The 23,232-nt window shown below is 75.0% G+C and carries 4 protein-coding genes; all 4 read left to right on the top strand.

The window, feature by feature from the left end; genetic code table 11:
• Window positions 1-773 precede the first annotated feature (773 nt).
• The 4 genes from O7546_RS17585 to O7546_RS17570 are packed head-to-tail and all read left to right on the top strand — an operon-like array spanning window position 774 to window position 23,165.
• A complete protein-coding gene (locus O7546_RS17585) occupies window positions 774-6,887 on the top strand; it encodes a non-ribosomal peptide synthetase (RefSeq protein WP_281599495.1) in 6,114 nt (2,037 codons plus the stop codon).
• Entirely contained in the window at window positions 6,884-14,770 is a 7,887-nt protein-coding gene (locus O7546_RS17580; protein WP_281599493.1) for a non-ribosomal peptide synthetase, read from the top strand. The genes O7546_RS17585 and O7546_RS17580 overlap by 4 nt, the downstream gene beginning before the upstream one ends.
• Window positions 14,767-21,945: a non-ribosomal peptide synthetase gene (locus O7546_RS17575; RefSeq protein ID WP_281599491.1), complete on the top strand. Its 7,179-nt coding sequence runs from the start codon at window positions 14,767-14,769 to the stop codon at window positions 21,943-21,945. The genes O7546_RS17580 and O7546_RS17575 overlap by 4 nt, the downstream gene beginning before the upstream one ends.
• Window positions 21,942-23,165, top strand: coding sequence for a cytochrome P450 (locus tag O7546_RS17570; protein ID WP_281599489.1), 1,224 nt, complete (start codon window positions 21,942-21,944; stop codon window positions 23,163-23,165). Before O7546_RS17575 ends, O7546_RS17570 begins: the two co-directional genes overlap by 4 nt.
• The last annotated feature ends 67 nt before the right edge of the window (window positions 23,166-23,232 follow it).

Below are 23,232 nucleotides of genomic sequence, written 5' to 3'. Positions count from 1 at the left end.
GACGCTGCGGCGTCGCCGGCACGGTCGGCCGGTCGGTCGACCGCGTCCGCCGGTCGGCCGACCGCGTCCGCCGTCCGGGGGAGGCGCGCGTGGTACGACGGGCGCACCCCCGGTCCCCCGTTCATGTCCACCGTCGCCACCCGGGCAACCGTACGCGAAGAATTTTTTCGCCGGGTTGCCCGGCACGGCGGCGCCCCGGGGAGGCCGCGACGCCCCGGCGCCCGCCCCCGCCGCCATCTGCGGCGATGCGTGAAAAGGCGCCCCTGAATGGGCGTCCGTTCTCGAAGATCCACGTCGAGTTGTCGTCCATCGATCATCGGCTTCCCGACAGGATGGGGTTTGCGAGAGCGTCGGACGGCGTTGCAGAATGAGTCCGTCCGGAGGTGTCGGGGGATCTGCGTCCGGAAACGAACTTAAGGATCGTAAAGGTCGCTTGGGAGTGATTCTGTGATCTCTCGTTTGTGGTCGTAGCGGGACCAAATCCGACATACGGCTACGTGGGATGGCGTCCAGCCAGGCCCTACCTCTGATCAGTGCGAGCGGTGGAATAGGTCGTGCATGCGACCGTTTTCCGCCCTGCCATGCATTTCGCCCGATGGGTGAATGAATGGGCATGGCGCTTCGGGATGTCTGACCGAATTGCGCGCCGACGCAACTCGCATGCGTCGGTAATCGCTTGTCGCCTGCCGGTTTCCAGTCGAGGAGAATTCGAATTGCGCCAGCTAGAGAACTGTGTCCAGGTTGATTACTCTCCGTCGTTCTCCCAGCACCGCATGTGGTTCCTCGACCGGCTGGCCGGTGGTCGCGACACCGCGTACGTCACCACTCCGATGTGGCGGGTGCACGGCCGGCTCGACCGGGAACGGTTCCAGACGGCGGTGGACACGGTGGTCGACCGGCACGACGCGCTGCGCGCCCGTTTCGTGGAACGCGACGGCATGCCCCGGGTCGTTCTGCCGCCATCGGCCGGCACCCCCGTCGACTGGCGCACCGCCGGCTCGGCCGCCGAGGTCGCCCGGGCGGCCGAGGTCGAGGCGGAGCGGCCGTTCGACCTGGCCACCGGACCGCTGCTGCGGGTCGTCGTCTGGACGCTCACCGACACCGAGCACGTGGTCCTGGCGGCGACGCATCACATCGCCTCCGACGGCTGGTCGGTCGGCCTGCTGGCCCGCGAGCTGGCCGCCGCGTACGCCGGGGAAACCCTGCCCGACCTGCCCGTCCGGTACGTCGACTACGCCGAGCGGCAGCGCCGCGAGCTCGACGGCGACCGGCTCCGCGCCGACCTGGACTACTGGCGTGACCGGCTCGCCGGCCTGCCCGCGCTGACCCTGCCCACCGACCGGCCCGCCCCGGAGCGACCGTCGCACGCGGCGGCGACCACCGAGTTCGTCCTCGGCCCGGACCTGGTGGCCGGCCTGCACCGCGTCGGCCGGGAACACGGCGCCACGCTCTACATGACGCTGCTGGCCGCGTTCCAGGTGCTGCTGGGCCGGTGGAGCGGGCAGGACGACTTCGGCATCGGCTCGCCGGTGGCCGGCCGGGACCGGCCCGAGGTGGAGAACCTCATCGGACTGTTCGTCAACACGGTGGTCACGCGCGCCGACCTGAGTGGCGACCCGACGTTCGCCGAGCTGCTCGGCCGGGTCCGCGACGACGCCCTCGACGCGCTCGACCACCAGGAGGTCCCGTACGAGCGGGTGGTCCGCGAGTTGCGGCCCGAGCGGCCGGACACCGACTCGCTTATCGACGCCTGGTTCGCGATGCAGAACGTGCCGGGCGACGGCCCCTCGGCCGGACCGCTGCGCTTCACCGACTTCGAGACCGACCGCCCCAAGGCGCTGTTCGCGGTGTCGCTGTTCGCCCAGCCGCGCGGCGACGAACTCGCCATGACGCTTGTCTACCGGACGGATCTGTTCGATGCGGTGTCGATCGGTCGGTTGGTGGGTCGGTGTCGGGAGTTGTTGGTGGCGGTGGTGGCTGATCCGGGTGTGCGGGTTGGTGGGTTGGGGTTGCCGTCGGGGGAGCGGGGTGTGTTGCGGCGTTTCGGTGCGCCGGAGGTGGTGGGCCGGGTGGTGGATCCGGTGGTGGGGTTCGAGGAGCGGGTGCGTCGTGGTGTGGGTGCGGTGGCGGTGGTTGCTGCTGGTGGGGTGGTGTCGTACGGGGAGTTGAACGCGCGGGCGAATCGGGTGGCGTGGTGGTTGCGGGGCCGTGGTGTGGGTCCGGAGTCGCTTGTGGGTGTCCGGTTGCCGCGTGGGGTGGACATGCTGGCGGCGGTGCTGGGTGTGTTGAAGGCGGGTGGGGCGTATGTGCCGATCGACCCGTCCTGGCCGGCCGAGCGGGTCGACGTCGTCCGCGCGGACGCCGGGCTCGAACTCCTGCTCGACGGCGAGCTGCCGGACGGCGGCCGGGACGACGACCCGGGTGTGCCGGTCGCGGACGGGCAGTTGGCGTATGTCATCTACACGTCGGGGTCGACCGGACGGCCGAAGGGTGTCGGGGTGTCGCGGGCGGCGATGGCCGCGCACGTGTCCCGGATGCGACGCCGGTTCGGACTCGGGCCGGCCGACCGGGTGCTGCAGTTCGCCGCGCTGGCCTTCGACGCCTCGATCGAGCAGATCTTCCCGGCGCTGACCTGCGGGGCCGCGCTGGTGCTGCCCGAGCACGGCCTGGTCGCCCCGGCCACCCTGCTGCCGCTGCTGGCCCGGCACGGCGTGACGCTCGCCAACCTGCCGCCGGCGTACTTCGGCGAGCTGGTCGCCGAGCTGACCGAACGGGACGGCGAGGTGCCGCGAGACCTGCGGCTGATGGTGCTCGGCGGCGACCGTGTCCGCCCCGGCGACGTGGACCGTTTCGCGTCCCGGTGCCCCGACGTGACGGTGCTCAACGCGTACGGCCCGACCGAGACCACAGTCACCACGACGGTCGCCGACCTTCCGCCGGGCCTCACCGGCACGCCGCCGATCGGCCGGGCGGTGGGGGACCGGGCGTTGTACGTGCTGGACGGTTCGCTGGCCGAGGTGCCGGTGGGTGCGGTGGGTGAGTTGTTCGTCGGTGGCACGCAGTTGGCGCGGGGTTATCTGGGCCGGCCGGGTGCGACGGCGGAGCGGTTCGTGCCGGACCCGTTCGGTGGTGAGCCGGGTGGCCGGTTGTATCGGACCGGGGATCTGGTGCGGTGGCGTGCGGACGGGCAGTTGGAGTTCCGGGGGCGGGCCGACGGTCAGGTGAAGGTGCGTGGGTTCCGGGTCGAGGTGGGTGAGGTCGAGGCCCGCCTGCGGGAACACCCGGGCGTACGCGACGCCGTGGTCATCGCCTGGCAGGACCGCCTGGTCGCCTACCTGGCCGCGGACGGCGTGACCGCCGACGAGGTACGGCGGTGGCTGGGCGAGCGGCTGCCCGAGTTCATGGTGCCGGCGGTGGTGATCGTCCTCGACGAACTGCCGCGCACCGTCGGCGGCAAGGTCGACCGGGACCGGCTCCCGGACCCGGAGGGCCACCGTCCGGACGTGAGCGTGGGCTTCGAGGGCCCGCGTAACCCGACCGAGGAGGCGATCGCGGACGTCTGGCGGCAGGTGCTGCGGGTCGACCGGATCGGCATCCACGACGACTTCTTCGACCTGGGCGGCCACTCCCTGCTCGCCACCCTCGCGGTGGCCCGCCTGGTGAAGGCGCTCGACCGTCCCGTCGATGTGCGGACCTTCTTCGCCCACCCGACCATCGCCGAGTTCGCCGCCGCGCTGCCCGCGTCCACCGCCGGCGCCGCGCCCGCGATCACCCGGCTCCGGCGCAGCGGCGACTTCCCGCTCTCGTTCGCGCAGGAGCGGATGTGGTTCCTGCACCGGCTGGAGCCCGACGCGCCCGACTACATGGCGGCGCTGGCCTGGCGGGTGGACGGACCGCTGCACCGGGACCGGCTCGACCGGGCGCTGCGGCAGCTCGTCGACCGCCACGAGTCGCTGCGGACCACCTTCCCGGTGGTCGACACGCAGCCGGTGCAGCGGGTCGCCGCCATCGGCGACGTGACCGCCGACTGGTACGACACCCGATCCGCCGCCGACCCGTACACCGAGGCGGTGACGCAGGCCGAGCGGGAGCTGCACCGCCCGTTCGACCTGGCGTCCGGCCCGCTGTTCCGGGCCCTGGTCTGGCAGCTCGGGCCGGAGGACCACCTGCTCGTGCTGGCCATGCACCACATCGTCTCCGACGGCTGGTCGATGGGCGTGCTGGTACGCGAACTGGGCGCCGCGTACGCCGGGGAGTCGCTGCCGGAACTGCCGGTGCAGTACGCCGACTACGCCGGCTGGCAGCGCCGGGAACTCACCGGCGAGCGGCTCGACACCGAACTGGCCCACTGGCGGGAGCGGCTGGCCGGCCTGCCCGCGCTGGAGCTGCCCACCGACCGGCCCCGGCCGGCCCGCCCGTCCTGGGCCGGCGCGACCCACGAGTTCACCCTGGACCCCGAACTGGTGGCCGCGCTGGAGCGGATCGGCCGCGCGCACGGCGCCACGCTCTACATGACGCTGCTGGCCGCCTTCCAGGCGGTGCTGGCTCGCTGGACCGGGCAGGACGACTTCGGCGTCGGGGTGCCGGTGGCCGGGCGTACCCGGCCCGAGGTGGAGAACGTCATCGGCTTCTTCGTCAACACACTGGTGATGCGCGCCGACCTGAGCGGCGACCCGACGTTCACCGAGCTGCTCGGCCGGGTCCGTGACCGGGCGCTGGACGCCTACCAGTACCAGGAGCTCCCCTTCGAGCGGGTGGTGGAGGAGCTGCGCCCCGACCGGGAGGCCGGCCGGTCCCCGCTGTTCCAGGCCATGTTCGACCTGGAGGTGCGCTCGATCGCGGCGCCCCGGCTCGGCGTCGCGCGGCTGCGTCCCGCCGAGATCCCGTTCGACGTCACCAAGTTCGACCTGATGGTCACCTTCACCACCGACCCCGGGGCGGCCGGCGGCTTCGTGCAGTACCGGACGGATCTGTTCGATGCGGTGTCGATCGGTCGGTTGGTGGGTCGGTGTCGGGAGTTGTTGGTGGCGGTGGTGGCTGATCCGGGTGTGCGGGTTGGTGGGTTGGGGTTGCCGTCGGGGGAGCGGGGTGTGTTGCGGCGTTTCGGTGCGCCGGAGGTGGTGGGCCGGGTGGTGGATCCGGTGGTGGGGTTCGAGGAGCGGGTGCGTCGTGGTGTGGGTGCGGTGGCGGTGGTTGCTGCTGGTGGGGTGGTGTCGTACGGGGAGTTGAACGCGCGGGCGAATCGGGTGGCGTGGTGGTTGCGGGGCCGTGGTGTGGGTCCGGAGTCGCTTGTGGGTGTCCGGTTGCCGCGTGGGGTGGACATGCTGGCGGCGGTGCTGGGTGTGTTGAAGGCGGGTGGGGCGTATGTGCCGATCGACCCGTCCTGGCCGGCGCAGCGGCGGGAGCTGCTGACCTCCGACCTCGGCGTGAGCGTGGTGCTGGACGGCGAGCTGCCGGACGGTGGCCGGGACGACGACCCGGGTGTGCCGGTGGACGGCGGGCAGTTGGCGTATGTCATCTACACGTCGGGGTCGACCGGACGGCCGAAGGGTGTCGGGGTGTCGCGGGCGGCGATGGCCGCGCACGTGTCCCGGATGCGACGCCGGTTCGGACTCGGGCCGGCCGACCGGGTGCTGCAGTTCGCCGCGCTGGCCTTCGACGCCTCGATCGAGCAGATCTTCCCGGCGCTGACCTGCGGGGCCGCGCTGGTGCTGCCCGAGCACGGCCTGGTCGCCCCGGCCCAGCTCGTCGCCGACGTGGAACGGCACCGGGTGACGGTGATGGAGGTCGTCCCCGGCTACCTCACCGAGCTGATCGCCGAGGTCACCGCCGACGGCACCTCCGCGCCCACCTGGAGCCCGGCCGCGCTGCGCCTGCTGGTGCTCGGCGGGGACGAGGTACGCCCGGCCGACCTGGCCTGGTGGCGGCGGCACCACCCGGACGTCGCAGTGGTCAACACGTACGGCCCGACCGAGACCACGATCAGCGCCACCGTCTACGACGTGCCGTCCGCAGTGGACGGCGCGGTGCCGATCGGCCGGGCGGTGGGGGACCGGGCGTTGTACGTGCTGGACGGTTCGCTGGCCGAGGTGCCGGTGGGTGCGGTGGGTGAGTTGTTCGTCGGTGGCACGCAGTTGGCGCGGGGTTATCTGGGCCGGCCGGGTGCGACGGCGGAGCGGTTCGTGCCGGACCCGTTCGGTGGTGAGCCGGGTGGCCGGTTGTATCGGACCGGGGATCTGGTGCGGTGGCGTGCGGACGGGCAGTTGGAGTTCCGGGGGCGGGCCGACGGTCAGGTGAAGGTGCGTGGGTTCCGGGTCGAGGTGGGTGAGGTCGAGGCCCGCCTGCGGGAACACCCGGGCGTACGCGACGCCGTGGTCATCGCCTGGCAGGACCGGCTCGTCGCCTACCTGGCCGGCGACGCGGTCTCCGTCGACGACCTGCGCGACCGGCTGGGCGAGCGGCTGCCCGGGTTCATGGTGCCGGCGGTGGTGATCGTCCTCGACGAACTGCCGCGCACGGTCGGCGGCAAGGTCGACCGGGACCGGCTTCCCGACCCGGCCGGCTACCGGGCCGCGCCCGGCGCCGACACCGAACCGCCGCGTACGCCCACCGAGGAGGCGATCGCGGACGTCTGGCGGCAGGTGCTGCGCGTCGACCGGATCGGCATCCACGACAACTTCTTCCACCTGGGCGGCCACTCCCTGCTCGCCACCCGGGTCGCCATCCGGCTGCGCGCGGTCTTCGGCTGCGAGGTGGCCGTCCGCACCCTCTTCGAACAGCCCACCGTGGCGCGACTCGCGGTAGCAGTCGAGGACCGGTTGATGGCCGAGATCGCCGCGATGAGCGACGAGGACGTCGAGCAGGCACTGAAGGAGCAGCAGGCATGAGCACCATCCACGGCTTGGTCGAGGCGCAGGTCCGGCGTACCCCGGACGCGGTCGCCCTGGAGTTCGAGGGCGCGGAGCTGACCTACCGCGAGCTGGACCGGCGGGCGAACCGGCTCGCCCACGCCCTGCGCCGCCGCGGCGCCGGGCCCGAGACGGTCGTCGCCGTCGGCGCCCAGCGGTCCCTGGACCTGCTGGTCGTCCTGCTCGGTGTCCTCAAGAGCGGCGCGGCGTACCTGCCGCTGGACCTGGAGCTGCCCACCGACCGGCTGACCTACATGGCCGGCCAGGCCGGCGCGGTGGCAGTGGTCCGCGGCCCCGGCATGGACGTCGACCTGGGCCTGCCCGGCCTGCCGGAACTGACTGTCGCCGACACGGCCGACGAGTCCGCCGAGCCGTGCGACGTCGCCGTGGACGAGCGCAACGCCTGCTACGTCATGTACACCTCCGGCTCGACCGGGCGGCCCAAGGGCGTCGTCGTCGAGCACCGGGGCGTGGTCAACCGGCTGCGCTGGGGTCAGCACGAGTACGGCATGACCTCCGACGAGCGGGTGCTCCAGAAGACCCCGTACGCCTTCGACGTGTCCGTGCACGAGCTGTTCTGGCCCCTGACCGTCGGCGCGCGGCTGATCCTCGCCCGGCCCGGCGGGCACCGGGACACCCGGTACCTGGTGGAGATCATCCGCAGCCGGGAGATCACCAGCGTGCACTTCATCCCGACCATGCTGGCGCTGTTCGCCGGCGAACCCGGCGTCGCCGAATGCCACAGCCTGCGCCGCATCCTCGCCAGCGGCGAAGCGCTCCCCACCGACCTGCAGAACCGGGTGCTGCGCGTCCTGCCCGACGTCGAACTGCACAACCTGTACGGCCCGACCGAGGCGTCCATCGAGGTCAGCGCCTGGGCCTGCCGGCCGGAGTGGACCGGGGCGAGTGTGCCGATCGGCGCGGCCGTCGACAACACCCAGCTGCACATCCTGGACCCCGAACTGCGTCCCGTGACCGGCGACGACCCGGGAGAGCTGTACCTCGCCGGTGTGCAGCTCGCACGCGGCTACGTCGGCCGGCCGGGCCTGACCGCCGAGCGGTTCCTGCCCGACCCGCACGGCGAGCCGGGCGGGCGGATGTACCGCAGCGGCGACCTGGCCGGCTGGCACCGACCCGGCGTGGTCGACTACCTCGGCCGGGTCGACGAGCAGGTCAAGCTCGCCGGCAACCGGGTCGAGCTGGGCGAGATCCAGGCGGTGCTCGACGACCAGCCCGGCGTACGCGCCTCGGTGGTGGTGGCCACCGGCGAGGCCGCCGAGAAGCGCCTCGTCGCCTACGTCGTCGGGGACCGTCTCGACGTCGGCGAGCTGCGGGACCGGCTGGCCGGACGGCTGCCCGGCTACATGGTGCCGTCGACGTTCGTGCCGCTGGCCGAGCTGCCGCTGACCCCGAGCGGCAAGCTGGACCGAAAGGCGCTGCCCGCCCCGGACCGCCCGGACATGGCCGTGGCGTACCGGGCCCCGGAGAACCCGGTCCAGGAACGCCTCGCCAAGGTCTGGACCGACGTGTTCGGCGTCGCCCGGGTCGGCGTCGACGACACGTTCTTCGCCCTCGGCGGGCACTCCCTGCTTGCCGTACGGCTGATCGCCCGCCTGCGCGAGGAACTGGGCGTGGAGGTGTCGCTGCGCGACCTGTTCGAAGGACTTACCGTGTCCGCCCTGGCCGAGACCGTCGCGGACGCGCCCGCCACCGACCCGGCGCCGGCACTGGTCGCCGGAGCCGACGACGCCCCGGCGGTGGCGTCGTTCGGCCAGGAGCGGCTGCTGTTCCTGCACCGCATCCATCCGGACAGCCCCAGCTACGTCATCCCGGTCGCCTGGCGCGTCGACGGGTACCTCGACGAGGACACGCTGCGCCGGGCCCTGCACCGGCTCGCCGCCCGGCACGACGCGCTGCGTACCCGCTTCACCGGCGACACCCCGGTGGTGGACCCGGAGCCCACCGTCGCGCTGACCCGGCTCGACGCCGCCGCCTGGACCGACGAGGCGGCCGCCGCGCTGATCCGCGAGCCGTTCGACCTGGCTGCCGGGCCGCTGTGGCGTGCCACGCTGGTCCGCCTGCCCGGGCACGACGTGCTGCTGCTCGTGCTGCACCACCTGGTCGCCGACGGCTGGTCGCTCGGCGTCGTCGCGCGCGAACTCGCCGAGTTGTACGCCGGCGCGACGCCGCCCGCACCGCCGGTGCGCTACGCCGACTTCGCCCGCTGGCAGCGCGCCGACCTCAGCCCGGACCGCGTCGCCGCCGAACTGGACTGGTGGCGCGACACGCTCGACGGCGTACCCGCGCTGGAACTGCCCACCGACCGGCCCCGGCCGGCGGTGCTCGGCGCGGACGGCGCCACCCACCGCTTCGCGCTGCCGCACGACGCGCTGCCCCGGCTCGCCGCGCTGGCCCGGGAGCAGCGGACCACAGTGCACACGGTCCTGCTGGCCGCGTTCCAGGCGCTGCTCGGACGGTGGAGCGGCCAGCACGACTTCGCCGTCGGCACCCCGGTCGCCGGCCGGACACGCGGCGAGCTGGAGAACGTCGTCGGCTTCTTCGTCAACACGCTCGCGGTCCGCGCCGACCTGACCGGCGACCCCACGCTGACCGAGCTGGTCGGGCGGGTCCGCGCGGCCACCCTGGGCGCCTACGACCACCAGGACGTGCCGTTCGAGCAGGTGGTCGCGCAGCTGCGGCCCGAGCGGGACCTCAGCCGCACCCCGGTCTACCAGACCATGTTCGCGCTGCGGGACACCGCGGTGACCGCGCTGCGGCTGCCCGAGCGGACCGTGACCGAGCTGCCGCTGGGCTGGCGTACCGCCAAGTTCGACCTCACCCTCTTCGTCGACCAGGCGCCCGACGGCACCCTCACCGGTCTGTTCGAGTACGCCACCGACCTGTTCACCCCGGCCACCGTGGACCGGCTCGCCGGTGCGTACGCCCGGCTGCTCGACGCGCTGGCCGACGACCCCGGCACCCGGCTCGGCGACTGGCCGGCCGTCGACCCCGCCGAGTGGGACGCGCTGCGCGCGGCGGGCACCGCCGCGGCACCGGAGCTGCCCGCCCGGCCGCTGCACCACCTCGTCGCCGACCGGGTCGCCACCGGCGGCGACCGTGCCGCCGTGGTCGACGGCCCGGTCGTGTGGACGTACGCCGAACTGGACCGGCAGGCGAACCGGCTGGCCCACCACCTGATCGCCCTCGGCGTGGGCCCGGAGACCGTGGTGGCGGTCAGCCTGCCCCGCGGCGCCGGCCTGGTCCGCGCGCAGCTCGCCGTGCTCCGCGCCGGCGGCGCCTACCTGCCGCTGGACGCCGACCAGCCGGCCGGGCGCAGCCGGCACATGATCGCCGACACCGGCGCCACGGTGCTCGTCACCGGCGGCGGGCACCACGACGGCGCGGGCCTGGACTGCCGCGTCGTGGACCTGGTCCGCGACGCCGCCGAGGTGGACCGGCGGCCGGCGACCGACCCGGCGATCCCGGTCGACCCGGAACAGCTCGGCTACGTCGTCTACACCTCCGGCTCCACCGGCCGCCCCAAGGGCATCGGGATCACCCACCGCGGTCTGGTCCGTACCGTCCACGACGGCGGGTACCTGACCCTCGGGCCGGACGACCGGGTCGCCTTCGCCGCCAACCCGGTCTTCGACGCGGCCACCTTCGAGGTGTGGGCCACCCTGGTCGCCGGTGCGACGCTCGTGGTCACCCCGCCCGACGTGGCGCTGTCCACCGCCGCCCTGGCCGCGCACCTGGCGCGGCACCGGGTCACCACGCTGTTCCTCACCACCGCGCTGTTCCACCAGGTCGCCCGGGAACGCCCGGACGTCCTGGGCCGCCTGCGGCACGTGCTGTTCGGCGGGGAGGCCGCCGACCCGGCCGCGGTGGACGGCCTGCTCGCCCACGGCGGCCCCGGCCGGCTGCTGCACATGTACGGCCCGGCCGAGTCCACCACCTTCGGCACCTGGCACCAGGTCACCGCGCCGGCCGGCGCGGGCAGCGTCCCGATCGGCCGCCCGATGCACCACACCACCGCGTACGTGGTGGACCCGGCGCTGCGGCCCGTCCCGGTCGGGGTGGTCGGTGAGCTGCTGCTCGGCGGCGCCGGGCTGGCCCGCGGGTACGTCGGCGCGCCCGCCCGCACCGCCGAGCGGTTCCTGCCGGACCCGTTCGGCGCGCCGGGAGGCCGGGTCTACCGCACCGGTGACCTGGTGCGCTGGACCGCCGACGGGGTGCTGGAGTTCGTCGGCCGGGCCGACGGCCAGGTGAAGGTCCGCGGGTTCCGAGTCGAGCCCGGCGAGATCGAGACGGCGGTCCGCCGCCACCCGGCGGTCCGCGACGCGGTGGTGCTCGCCCGCCCCGACCGGGCGGGTGTGCTCAGCCTGGTCGCGTACGTCGCCGCCGACCCGGCGGAACTGGGCGACCTGCGGGCCCACCTCGGACGGACGCTGCCGGCGTACCTGGTGCCGGCCGCCGTGGTGGTCCTCGACGAGCTGCCGCTGACCCGCAACGGCAAGGTCGACCGGGCCGCCCTGCCCGAACCGTCGTACGCCGCCGGCGCGGGCCGGCGCGAACCGGCCACGGAACTGGAACGGCACCTCGCGGAGATCTTCGCCGAGGTGCTCGGCGTCGCCGACCCGGGCATGGACGACGACTTCTTCGCCCTCGGCGGACACTCGCTGCTGGCCATCAAGGTGGTCGGCGCGGTCGCCGCGCGCACCGGCCGGGAACTCACCTTCCGGGACCTGTTCACCGCCCGCAGCATCGCCGGGCTGGCCCGCCTGCTCGACGAGGCCGAGCCGCTCGTCACCCCGATCGGCAGGGACACCGCCACCACCGGGCTGCCCGTCTCCTTCGGGCAGGAACGGCTGGTCTTCCTCGACCGGCTGGAGGGCGCCGGCCCGGCGTACACGATCCCGCTGGCCTGGCGGCTGACCGGACCGCTCGACGCCGGCCGGCTGGCCGCCGCGCTCGACGCGCTCGTCGACCGGCACGAGTCGCTGCGTACCCGCTTCACGCTCGCCGACGGCGTGGTCCGCCAGGACGTGCTGCCCGGCTGGGACGGCCTGGACCGGCGCGTCGCCGCCACCGAGGCCGAGGCGGCGGACGCGCTGGCCCGGGAGGCCCGGCGGCCGTTCGCGCTGACCACCGGCCCGCTGTTCCGGGCCGTGCTGTGGCACGCCGGTGACGTCCACCTGCTGCTGCTCGCCATGCACCACGCCGTCTCCGACGGCTGGTCGGCGGCGGTGCTGGTCCGAGAGCTGGAGGCCGGGTACGACGGGACCGCCCTGCCCCGGCCGCCGGTTCGCTACGCCGACTTCGCCGCCTGGCAGCGGCAGCGGCTCGCCGGTGACCGGCTGCGCGGGGAGCTGGCCCACTGGCGGCAGCGGCTGGCCGGCCTGCCGACGCTGGAACTGCCCACCGACCGGCCGCGGCCGGCGGTGCGCGACGGCGCCGGCGCGAGCGTCGGCTTCCACGTCGAGCCGGACACCGTGGCCGCGCTGGAACGGCTCGGCGCCGCGCACGGCGCGACGCTGTTCATGACGCTGCTCGCCGCCTACCAGGTGCTGCTGGGCCGGTGGAGCGGCCAGACCGACTTCGCCGTCGGCACGCCGGTGGCCGGGCGGGACCGACCGGAGGTCCGCGACGTGGTCGGGTTCTTCCTCAACACGCTCGTGCTGCGGGCGGACCTGACCGGCCGCCCCACCTTCACCGAGCTGCTCGGCCGGGTCCGCGACGACGCGCTCGCCGCGTACGAGCACCAGGAGCTGCCGTTCGGGCGGCTTGTCGAGGAGCTGAGCCCGGACCGGGACCTGAGCCGGTCGCCGCTGTTCCAGGCGCTGTTCAGCTACAACGACTGGACGCTCGACACGCTACGGCTCGGATCCGCCGCCGGCGCCGCCCACCCGGTCGACCGGGGCGCCGCGAAGCTCGACCTGACGCTGGAGCTGGTGCACGGCCCGGACGGGCTGACCGGCTCGCTGGACTACACCACGGACATCTTCGACGCCGACACGATCCGGCGGATGGCCGGGGCGTACCAGCGGGTGCTGCGGGCCGTGGCCGCCGACCCGGCGGCCGGGATCGGCGACCTGCCGCTGGCCGACCCGGTCGCGCCGGCGGCGGTGACCCGGCCGGCCACGCCGTTCCGGTCGCTGCCCGACCGCATCGCCGACCAGGCGCGAGCCACCCCGGACGCCACCGCGCTGGTCGGCCCCGGCGGCGAGTTGACCTACGCGGAGCTGGACCGGCGCGCCGACCAGCTGGCCCACCACCTGCGCACGCGGGGCGTCGGCCCGGAGGACCGGGTCGGCCTGCGGCTGCCCCGCGGCGTCGACACGGTGGTCGCCGTGCTCGGCGTCTGGAAGGCCGGGGCGGCGTTCGTCGGCCTCGACCCGGACCTGCCGCCGCGCCGCCTGGCGCAACTCGCCGACGACGCCGGGGTACGGCTGGTGCTCGACCCGGAGACGCTGGCCCGGAGCCGGACCGAAGTCCTGCCGGCCGACCCGCCGGCCGTCGCCGCCGACCCGGCCCGGCTCGCCTACCTGGTCTACACCTCCGGATCCACCGGACGGCCCAAGGGCGTGCTGGCCGAGCACGGCGCGGTCACCGCGTACCTCGACACCATCCTGGCCCACTATCTGCTGGGCGCCGACGACGTCGTCCTGCAACGGGCCTCGCCCGCGTTCGACGCGTTCCTGCGCGACTGCGTCGGCCCGCTCACCGTCGGCGCGACGGTCCTGATCGCCGAACGCTCCGACCTGTCCACGATCGCCACCGACCTGCCCGGCCGGCCCGCGCCGACCGCGCTGCTGAGCATGGTCCCGTCGCTGCTGCACCAGCTCCTCGACACCGGTGACGTCGCCGCGGCGACGCTGCCCGCGCTGCGGCTGCTGGTGCTAAGCGGCGAGCCGTGCACCCCGGAGCTGCTCGCCAAGGTGCACACCGCGCTGCCCGCGCTGCGCCGGGTCGTCAACCAGTACGGCCCCACCGAGGCAACCGTCACCACCACTGTCGCCGACCTCGACCCGGGGACGCCCCACGAGTCGGTCACCATCGGCGTGCCGATGCCCGGCACGTACGTGCGGGTGCTCGACGAGGCGCTGCGCCCGGTGCCGGTGGGCGTCTTCGGCGAGGTGCACATCGGCGGCACCGGGGTCAGCCGCGGCTACCGCAACCGGCCCGGCCTGACCGCGGCGGCGTACCTGCCGGACCCGGCCGGACCGCCCGGCGCGCGGATGTACCGCACCGGCGACGCGGCACGCCTGCTGGCGGACGGGACGCTGGAGTTCCGGGGCCGGCTGGACCGGCAGGTAAAGGTACGCGGCGTCCGGGTCGAACCGGCCGAGGTGGAGGCCGCCCTGGCCGCTCACCCCGCGGTCGGCGCCGCGGCCGTGGTGGCCCGCCCGGACGGGCCGGACGGCTGGCGGCTGGCCGGCTACGCCCAGCGGATCCCGGGCGCCGGCGTCACCGAGGCGGATCTGCGCCGCCACCTGGAGGACCGCCTGCCGTACGCGATGATCCCGGCCGAGCTGCTGCTCCTCGACGCCCTGCCGCTGCTCGGCAACGGCAAGGTCGACCGGGCGGCGCTGCCGGAGATCCGGGCCGGGCGGCCCGCAGTGGACCGGGTGGCCCCGCGCACCGGCACCGAGCGGGTCGTCGCCGAGATCTGGGCCGAGCTGCTGGACCGGCCCGACGTCGGCGTCGAGGACGACTTCTTCGCCCTCGGCGGCCACTCGCTCACCGCGCTGCGCGTCATCTCCCGGCTGCGCGACCGGCTGGCCGCCCCGATCACCCTGCGCGCCTTCTTCGAAGCCCGCACCATCGCCCGGCTCGCCCGGAAACTGGAGGAGACCCGATGACCGCCCTCACCCCCGCCCAGCACGAGCTGCTCCGCCGGCGGCTCGCCGGAGCGGCCCCCGCGACCGCCCCGGCCGGGATCATCCGGGGCAGCGGCACCCGCGACCTGCCGGTCTCCTTCGGGCAGGAACGCCTGGTCTTCCTCGACCGGCTCGACGGCGCCGGCGCGGCGTACACCATCCCCGTCGCGTGGCGGCTCACCGGGCCGCTGGACCGGGAGCGGCTCGACGCGGCGTTCGCGGCCCTGGTCCGGCGGCACGAGTCGCTGCGTACCCGGTTCACCGTCGTCGACGGGGTGGTCCGGCAGGACATCGTGGACGGCTGGGCGGGCGTCGACTGGCGGGTCGCCACCGACGCCGCCGAGGTCGCCGCCGCGGCCCGGGCGGCGGCGGGGGAGCCGTTCGACCTGGAGACCGGCCCGCTGTTCCGGGTCACCGGGTGGCGGCTCACGCCCACCGACCACGTGGTGCTGCTGACCCTGCACCACATCGTCGCCGACGGCTGGTCGATGGGCGTGCTGGTCCGCGACCTGGAGGCGTTCTACACCGGCGACCCGTCGCCCGAGCCGCCGGTGCGGTACGCCGACTACGCGGCCTGGCAGCGCCGCACCGCCACCGAGCAGCGGGTGGAGCGGGACCTCGCGTACTGGGCCGACCGGCTGGGCGGGCTGCCGCCGCTGGCGCTGCCCACCGACGGCGACCGCCCGGCCGGACGCTCCACCGCCGGGGCCACCTGCGACTTCACCGTCGGGCCGGAGCTGGTGACCGCGCTGGAGCAGCTCGCCAAGGAGCGCGGCGCCACCCTGTACATGGTCCTGCTGGCGGCGTTCGAGGTTCTGCTGTCCCGGCTCTGCGGGCAGGTCGACTTCGGTGTCGGCACCCCGGTTGCCGGCCGGACCCGGCCGGAGGTCGAACAGGTCGTCGGCTTCTTCGTGAACACGCTCGTGCTGCGGGCCGACCTGGCCGGGAACCCGTCCTTCGGCGACCTGCTCGACCGGGTCCGCGCCGACGCCCTCGGGGCGTACGACCACCAGGAGACGCCGTTCGAGCGGGTCGTCGACCGGGTCGGCGCGGACCGCAGCCTCGACCGCACACCCCTGTTCCAGGCCATGTTCAGCCTCGACGACGACGCCGACGACCGCCCGGTACGCCTCGGCGCGGTCAGCGGCGCGCGGTTCGACCTGGACCTCGACGCGGTCAAGTTCGACCTCATGCTGCAGACCGCGCGCCGTCCCGACGGGCTGGCCGCCGCCTTCTTCCACCGGGCGGACCTGTGGCACCCGGAGACCACGCGGCGCTGGGCGGGGCAGTACCTGAGGCTGCTGGAACAGGCGGTCGCCCACCCGGACACCCCGCTGGCCGAGTTGGACCTGCTGCCCGCCGACGAGCGGCACCTGATCGCCGGCTGGACCGCCCCGGTCCGCGAGTACCCCTCGCCGGACCTGCTGCACGAGCGGTTCGCCCGCCACGTGGCCGCCGACCCGCACCGGATCGCGGTGGTGGCGGGACAGCAGCGGGTCGACTACGCCGGCCTGAACGCACGGGCGAACCAGCTCGCGCACCGGCTGCGTGCGGCCGGCGTCGGACCGGAGACGACTGTGGCGCTCTGCGTGCGCCGCGACGCCGACCTGGCCGTCGGCATCCTCGGCATCCTCAAGGCCGGCGGGACGTACGTGCCGCTGGACCCCGAGCACCCGCGGGACCGGCTCGCGTACGTGGTAGCCGACGCGGGCGTACGGCTGGCCGTCGTCTCACCGGAGCTCGCCGACCGGGTGCCGGTGGCGCCGGCCGGGGTGCTGCGCCTGGACACGCTCGACGGTGAGCCGACGACGGATCCGGAGGCGGTCACCGACGCCGACCACCTCGCGTACGTCATCTACACCTCCGGCTCCACCGGCCGGCCCAAGGGCGTGGGCGTCGCGCACCGGCAGGTGGTCCGCCTTCTCGACTCCTGCGTGGACGCGCTGGACCTGCCGCCGGGCGGGGTGTGGAGCCTGTTCCACTCGTACGCCTTCGACTTCTCGGTCTGGGAGCTGTGGGGCGCGCTGACCCGGGGCGGCACCGTCGTGCTCGTCGACCGGGACACCGCCCGCGACCCGGAGCGCTTCGCCGGCCTGCTGGCACGGGAGCGCGTGACGATGCTCAGCCAGACCCCGGGAGCGTTCCGCAACCTGCGCGCGGCGCTCGGCGACCGGCCGCTGGCCGGCCTGGGCGTGCGGCACGTGGTGCTGGGCGGCGAGAAGCTCGACCTGCCCGAACTGGACGGCTGGCTGGACGGCCCGGGCGCCGGGGTGCGGCTGGTGAACATGTACGGCATCACCGAGACCACAGTGCACGTCACCCACCGCCTGGTGACCGCCGCGGACCTGACCGGCGACGCCGTCTCCCCGATCGGGCGGGCGCTCGGCGACCTGACCGTGCACGTGCTGGACCGGCACCTGCGGCCGGTCCCGATCGGGGCCACCGGCGAGATGTACGTCGGCGGCGCCGGACTGGCCCGCGGCTACCTGGGCCGGCCGGGGCTGACCGCGGAGCGGTTCGTGCCGGACCCGTTCTCCACCGTCCCGGGGGCGCGGCTCTACCGCACCGGCGACCGGGCGCGTCACCTGCCCGGCGGCGAACTGGAGTACCGGGGACGCGCCGACGACCAGGTGAAGATCCGGGGGCACCGGATCGAGCTGGGCGAGGTGGAGGCCGCGCTGCTGCGCCATCCCGCCGTCGCGCAGGCCGCCGTGGTGGCCCGGGGCACCCGCAGCGGTGAGCACCGGCTGCACGCGTACCTGGTGGTCGGTGCCGGGCTGACCGGTGAGGAACTGCGGCGCTGGCTGCGCGACCGGCTGCCCGAGGCGATGGTGCCCGCCACGTTCACCGTGCTGCCGGCGCTGCCGCTGACCGCGAACGGCAAGGTGGACCGGCGGGCGCTGCCCGACACCGACGGCCCGGCGCTGGACGCCACCCGCGAGCACGTCCCACCGGCCACCCCCACCGAGCGGGCGCTGGCCGAGGTGTGGTGCGCCGCCCTCGGGGTGGACCGGGTCGGCGTCACCGACCGCTTCTTCGACCTGGGCGGGGACTCGATCCTCGCGCTGCGGGTGGTGGGGCTCGCCGAGCGGCGCGGTCTCACCGTGGCGCTGCGCGACGTCTTTGCCCACCAGGCACTCGGCGAGCTGGCCCGGGCCGTCGACGCGGCCGCCGACGGCGGCTCCGCCGCGGCCGGGCCGGTGGAGCCGTTCGCGATGGTCGCGCCGGCCGACCGGGACCGGCTGCCCGCCGGCCTGGCGGACGCGTACCCGCTGACCCGGATGCAGCAGGGCATGCTCTACGAGCTGCTCGCCGACGCCGGCAAGGGCGCGTACCACAACGTGACCAGCTTCCGGGTGCAGGAGCCGGCCGGGTTCGACGCCGCCGCCATGCAGGCCGCGGCGGACGCGGTGGCCGACCGGTACGAGATCCTGCGCACCGGCTTCGACTGGAGCTCCTACGAGGAGCCGCTGCAACTGGTGCACGAGCGGGCCGCGCTGCCGGTCGGGGTGGACGACCTGCGCGGCCTGACCGGGGCGGAGCAGGCCCGGCGGGTCCGGGAGTACCTGCACGCCGAGTCGGTGCGCTGGTTCGAACTGGCCGAGCCGCCGCTGATCCGGCTGCACGTGCACGTGCTGAACGACGCCGAGTACCGGCTCACCATCACCGACTGCCACGCCGTCCTGGACGGCTGGAGCCTGACCTCGCTCATCGCCGAGCTGGTCGACCGGCACCGCCGTGCGGTCACCGGCGCGGGCCCGGAGCCGGCGGCCGGTCCGGTGCCGCGCTTCGCCGAGTACGTGGCGCTGGAACGCGCCGCGGTGGACGACCCGGCGGCCCGGGCGTTCTGGGACGACATGGTGGAGCGGTTCCCGCCGGTACGGGTGCCCCGCTCGGTCGGCGCGGCACCCGCCGACAAGTCGACGTGCGAGGTGGTACGCGACTACGCGCACCTGCGCGACGGCATCGACGCGCTGGCCGCCCGCGCCGGGGTGCCCCGCAAGACGGTCCTGTTCACCGCCTACTACCACCTGATGGGGCAGCTCGCCGACGGCGAGGCGTACTCGACCGGCTTCGCCACGAACGGGCGGCCCGAGCGGGCCGGCGCGGAGGGCATGCGCGGCCTGTTCCTCAACGTGGTGCCCTTCGGCGTCCGGTCGTCCGCGACGACCTGGCTGGGGCTGCTCCGGGACGTGTTCGCCGCCGAACGGGACCTGCTGCCGCACCGCCGGTTCCCGCTCGCCGAGGTGCAGCGCGGCCGGTGGGCCGGTGAGGTGCTCGTCGACACCGCCTTCAACTACGTGCACTTCCACGCGCTGGGCAGCGAGCACAAGCAGGAGATCGAGGAGATCGCCCGCACCAACTTCGGGCTGATGGTCACCACCGGCCCGCAGGGCGTGTCCGTCGAGGCCGACGCCGGGCGGATGTCACCGGGGGAGGTGGAGCGGCTCGCCGACGCGTACTGCGCGCTGCTGGCCGCGATGGTCGCCGACCCGCAGGCGGCGCCGGGTCTGCCGGCCGCCGACGGCGCGACCCGGACGCCGGCCGCGGCCGCCGCGGCGGACCCGCGCAGCGTGGTCGACGTGCTGGCCGCCCGGGTCGCCGCCGGGCCGGAGCGGGTCGCGCTGGTCCTCGACGGGACGACGCTGAGCTACGCCGAGCTGGATGCGCGCGCCAACCGCGTCGCGCACCACCTGCGGCGGCACGGCGCCGGCCCGGAGCGGGTCGTCGGGCTCTGCGCGGAACGCTCGGTGGACCTGATCGTCGGCATGCTCGGCATCCTCAAGTCCGGCGCGGCGTACCTGCCGCTGGACCCGCGCGACCCGCGCGCCCGTCTGGAACTGCTCGCGGCGGACGCCGGGGCGGACCTGGTGCTGGCGCAGCCGGCCTGGCGGCACCAGGTGCCGGCCGGGGCCGTGGTCACGCTGGCCGAGGAGACGTTCGCCGGGGAGCCGGCCGGGCCGCCGGCGCCGGGGCCGGACGCCGACAACGTGGCCTGCGTGCTCTACACCTCCGGTTCCACCGGACGGCCCAAGGGCATCGCGGTGACCCACCGGGCGATCGTGGACTCGTTGCTGGGGCAGGACTTCGCCCACCTCGGCCCGGACGAGACGGTGCTGCACCTGAGCAGCGTCAACTGGGACGCGGCGCTGTTCGAGATCTTCGGCCCGCTGCTGCACGGCGGCACCTGTGCGCTCTATCCGGCGCAACCGCTCACCCCGGCCGGCATCGTGGCCGCGATCCGCCGGCACGGCGTGACCACCGCGTTCCTCACCACCACCCTGTTCAACCTGGCGGTCGAGCAGGTGCCGGCGGAGCTGGGCGAGCTGCGGCAGATCGTCTTCGGCGGGGAGGCGGCGTCCGCGCCGCACTGCCGGGACCTGGCCACGCGCTGGCCGCACCTGCGCCTGGTGAACGGGTACGGCCCGGTTGAGACGATCTTCGTCGTCACCGCGCACCAGGTCCGTGACCTGCCGGCGGACGCGGTCAGCGTGCCGATCGGCCGGCCGCTGGCCCGGACCACTGTGCTGGTGCTCGACGACGCGCTGCGCCCGGCGCCGGTCGGCGTGGCCGGCGAGATCTACCTGGGCGGCGACGCGCTGGCGCGCGGCTACCTCGGGCAGCCGGGGCTGACCGCCGACCGGTTCGTGCCGGACCCGGCCGGTGGCGGGCGGCGGCTCTACCGCACCGGCGACCGGGGACGCCTGCGGGCCGACGGCACGCTGGACTTCGGCGGGCGGGTCGACGGACAGGTCAAGATCCGCGGCCGGCGCATCGAGCTCGGCGAGATCGAGGCGGCGCTGTCCGCACGTCCCGACGTGGCGATGGCGGCGGTGGCCGCCCGCGCCGACGAGCCCGGCGACGCCCGGCTCGTCGCGTACCTGGTGCCGGTCGCCGGGCTGGACCTGCCCGAGGCCGACGTGCTGCGCCGCTGGCTGCGCGAGCGGCTGCCCGCCTACCTGGTGCCGTCCGCGTTCGTCGCGCTGGACGCGCTGCCGGTGACCGGCAACGGCAAGCTCGACCGGGCCGCGCTGCCGGAGCCGACGGCGGCGCCGGAACGCCCGTACGTGGAGCCGCGCACCGAGGTCGAGGCGACGCTGGCGAAGCTGTGGGCGGAGACGCTGCGACTGGACCGGGTCGGCGTGCACGACGACTTCTTCGACCTCGGCGGGCACTCGCTGGCCATCGTGCGGCTCGCCGCCCGCGCCTGCGACCTGGGCCTGCCGGTCGGGGTGGCGGACCTGGTCGAGCACCCGACCGTCGCGACGCTGGCCACCGCGATCGCCGTCCGCGACCGCGGTCCGGAAGGAGCGGCGGTACGGCACGAGGGCGGTGTCGTGGTGACCCTGCGCGACGGCGACCCCGGCCTGCGTCCCCTGTGGTGCGTGCACCCCAGCGGCGGCAGCGTCGCCTGGTACCTGCCGCTGGCGCAGGCGCTGCCCGCCGGCCGCCCGGTGCGCGGCCTCCAGGCCCGCGGGATCGACGGCGGCGTCGACTCCGACACGATGACCGGCCTGGCCGACGACTACCTGCGTGAGCTGCGCGCGCACCAGCCGCACGGACCGTACGCGCTCCTCGGCTGGTCGATGGGCGCCAACATCGCCCAGGAGATGGCGATCCGGCTGACCGCCGCCGGCCAGCAGGCGGACGTCCTGCTGCTGCTCGAACCGGCGGTGCCGGACGAGACCGGCATGTTCGCCGTCACCGAGGCGCTGGACCTGCTCGACCGGGCGGTCGCGATGCGCGCCGCGATCCGGGAGCTGACACCGGGCACCCCGGCCCGGCTCAGCCAGGAGCGCGAGCTGGTGGCCACCCTGCTGGCGGCCGGCGTCGACGAGTCCGAGGCGGCGCTGGGCGCCGACTGGCCGGTGGCGATGTGGACGGCGCTGCTGCGCGCCGCCGCCGGCTACCGCCCGCAGCCCTACCGCGGGCCCGCGCACCTGCTGGTCACCGCCGAGGCGGCCACCGCCGGGCCGGGCCGCCCCTCGGTGGTCGCCGGGGAGAACGGGTCCGCCTACGAGCGGCGCTGCCGGGAGATGTTCCCGGACGCGCTCACCGTCCACCACCTGCCCGGCACCCACCGGAGCATGGTCACCGAACCGGGCGTGGCGGCCGTCGCCGCCCTCGCCGCCGAGCTGCTGGAGCGTACGGCATGAGCACCGCGATCCTGACCGACCGTTATCTGCTGGACGACGACCTTGTCGCCGACCCGTACCCGTACCTGGCCGCGCTGCGGGCCGCCGAACCGGTGCACTGGAGCCCGGTGCACCGGGCCTGGCTGGTCACCGGCTACGAGCCCGCCGCCGCCTGCTACACGATGCCGGAGATCTCCGCGGACCGGATCAGCCCGATGCTGGCCCGGACGCCGCTGGAACTGCTCAGCCCCGAGGCGGCCCGGGCGTTCTCCATCATGGCCGGCTGGATGGTCTTCGTGGACCCGCCCGAGCACCGCCGGCTGCGCAGCGTCTTCCGCGGCGCGTTCGGGGCCCGGCAGGTGCGGCGCAACCGCCCGATGGTGCAGGAGGCGGTGAGCCGGCTGGCCGCCCGGGCCGGGGGCGGCGAGGGCACCATCGACCTGGTGGCCGACTTCGCCCGCCCGCTCCCGGCGACCGTCGCCGCGGCCTGGATGGGCGTGCCGGCCGAGGACACCGCGATGTTCCAGCGCTGGGCGATCGAGGTGGGCGACCTGGCCCTGGGCTCGGTGCAGTCGCCGGAGGAGCACGAGCGCTCGCAGCAGGCGCTGCTGGACCTGTTCGACTACCTGCGGGTGCTGGTGCGGGCCCGGCGGGCCGCGCCCCGCGAGGACCTGATCAGCGCGGCGCTCGCCAACGGCCTGGTGGGCGACTCGGTGAGCGAGGACGAGTTCGTCGCCATGCTCACCCACGTGGCGTTCGCCGGTGGCGAGACCACCAGCAACCTGATCGCGGTCGGCACCTGGAACCTGCTGCGCCACCCCGGCCAGCTCGCCCTGCTGCGGGCCGAACCGGAGCTGGCCGCGGTGGCGGTGGAGGAACTGCTGCGCTTCGACGGGCCGTCCAAGATGTCCATCCGGCACGTCAAGGACGACGTCGAGCTGGCTGGGCAGCGGCTGCACGCCGGCCAGCGGCTCTACGTGGTCACCGCCGGGGCGAACCGGGATCCGGCCCGCTTCGACCGCCCGGACGAGCTGGACCTGCGCCGGCACCCGAACCCGCACCTGGGTTTCGGGCAGGGCGGGCACTTCTGCCTGGGCGCCCCGCTGGCCCGGCTGGTCGCCGGCGCCGCGTTGACCGACCTGCTGGCCGCGGCGCCCGGCCTGGCGCCCGCCGGCACCGAGGTGCGGTGGCAGCCGTCGCTGCTCAACCGCAGCCTCGCCGCGCTGCCGGTCCGGCTCTGACACCCGCGGGCCGTCCGGGCCCGCGCCGCACACCCCCCGGCCGCCCGGCCGGGATCCGTCCCAACCG

The sequence above is a fragment of the Micromonospora sp. WMMA1976 genome, from assembly GCF_027497335.1.
GTDB classification, from domain to species: Bacteria; Actinomycetota; Actinomycetes; order Mycobacteriales; family Micromonosporaceae; genus Micromonospora; species Micromonospora aurantiaca.
Note: the sequence above shows the minus strand (reverse complement) of the source record. Positions and strands in the feature narration are given on the sequence as shown.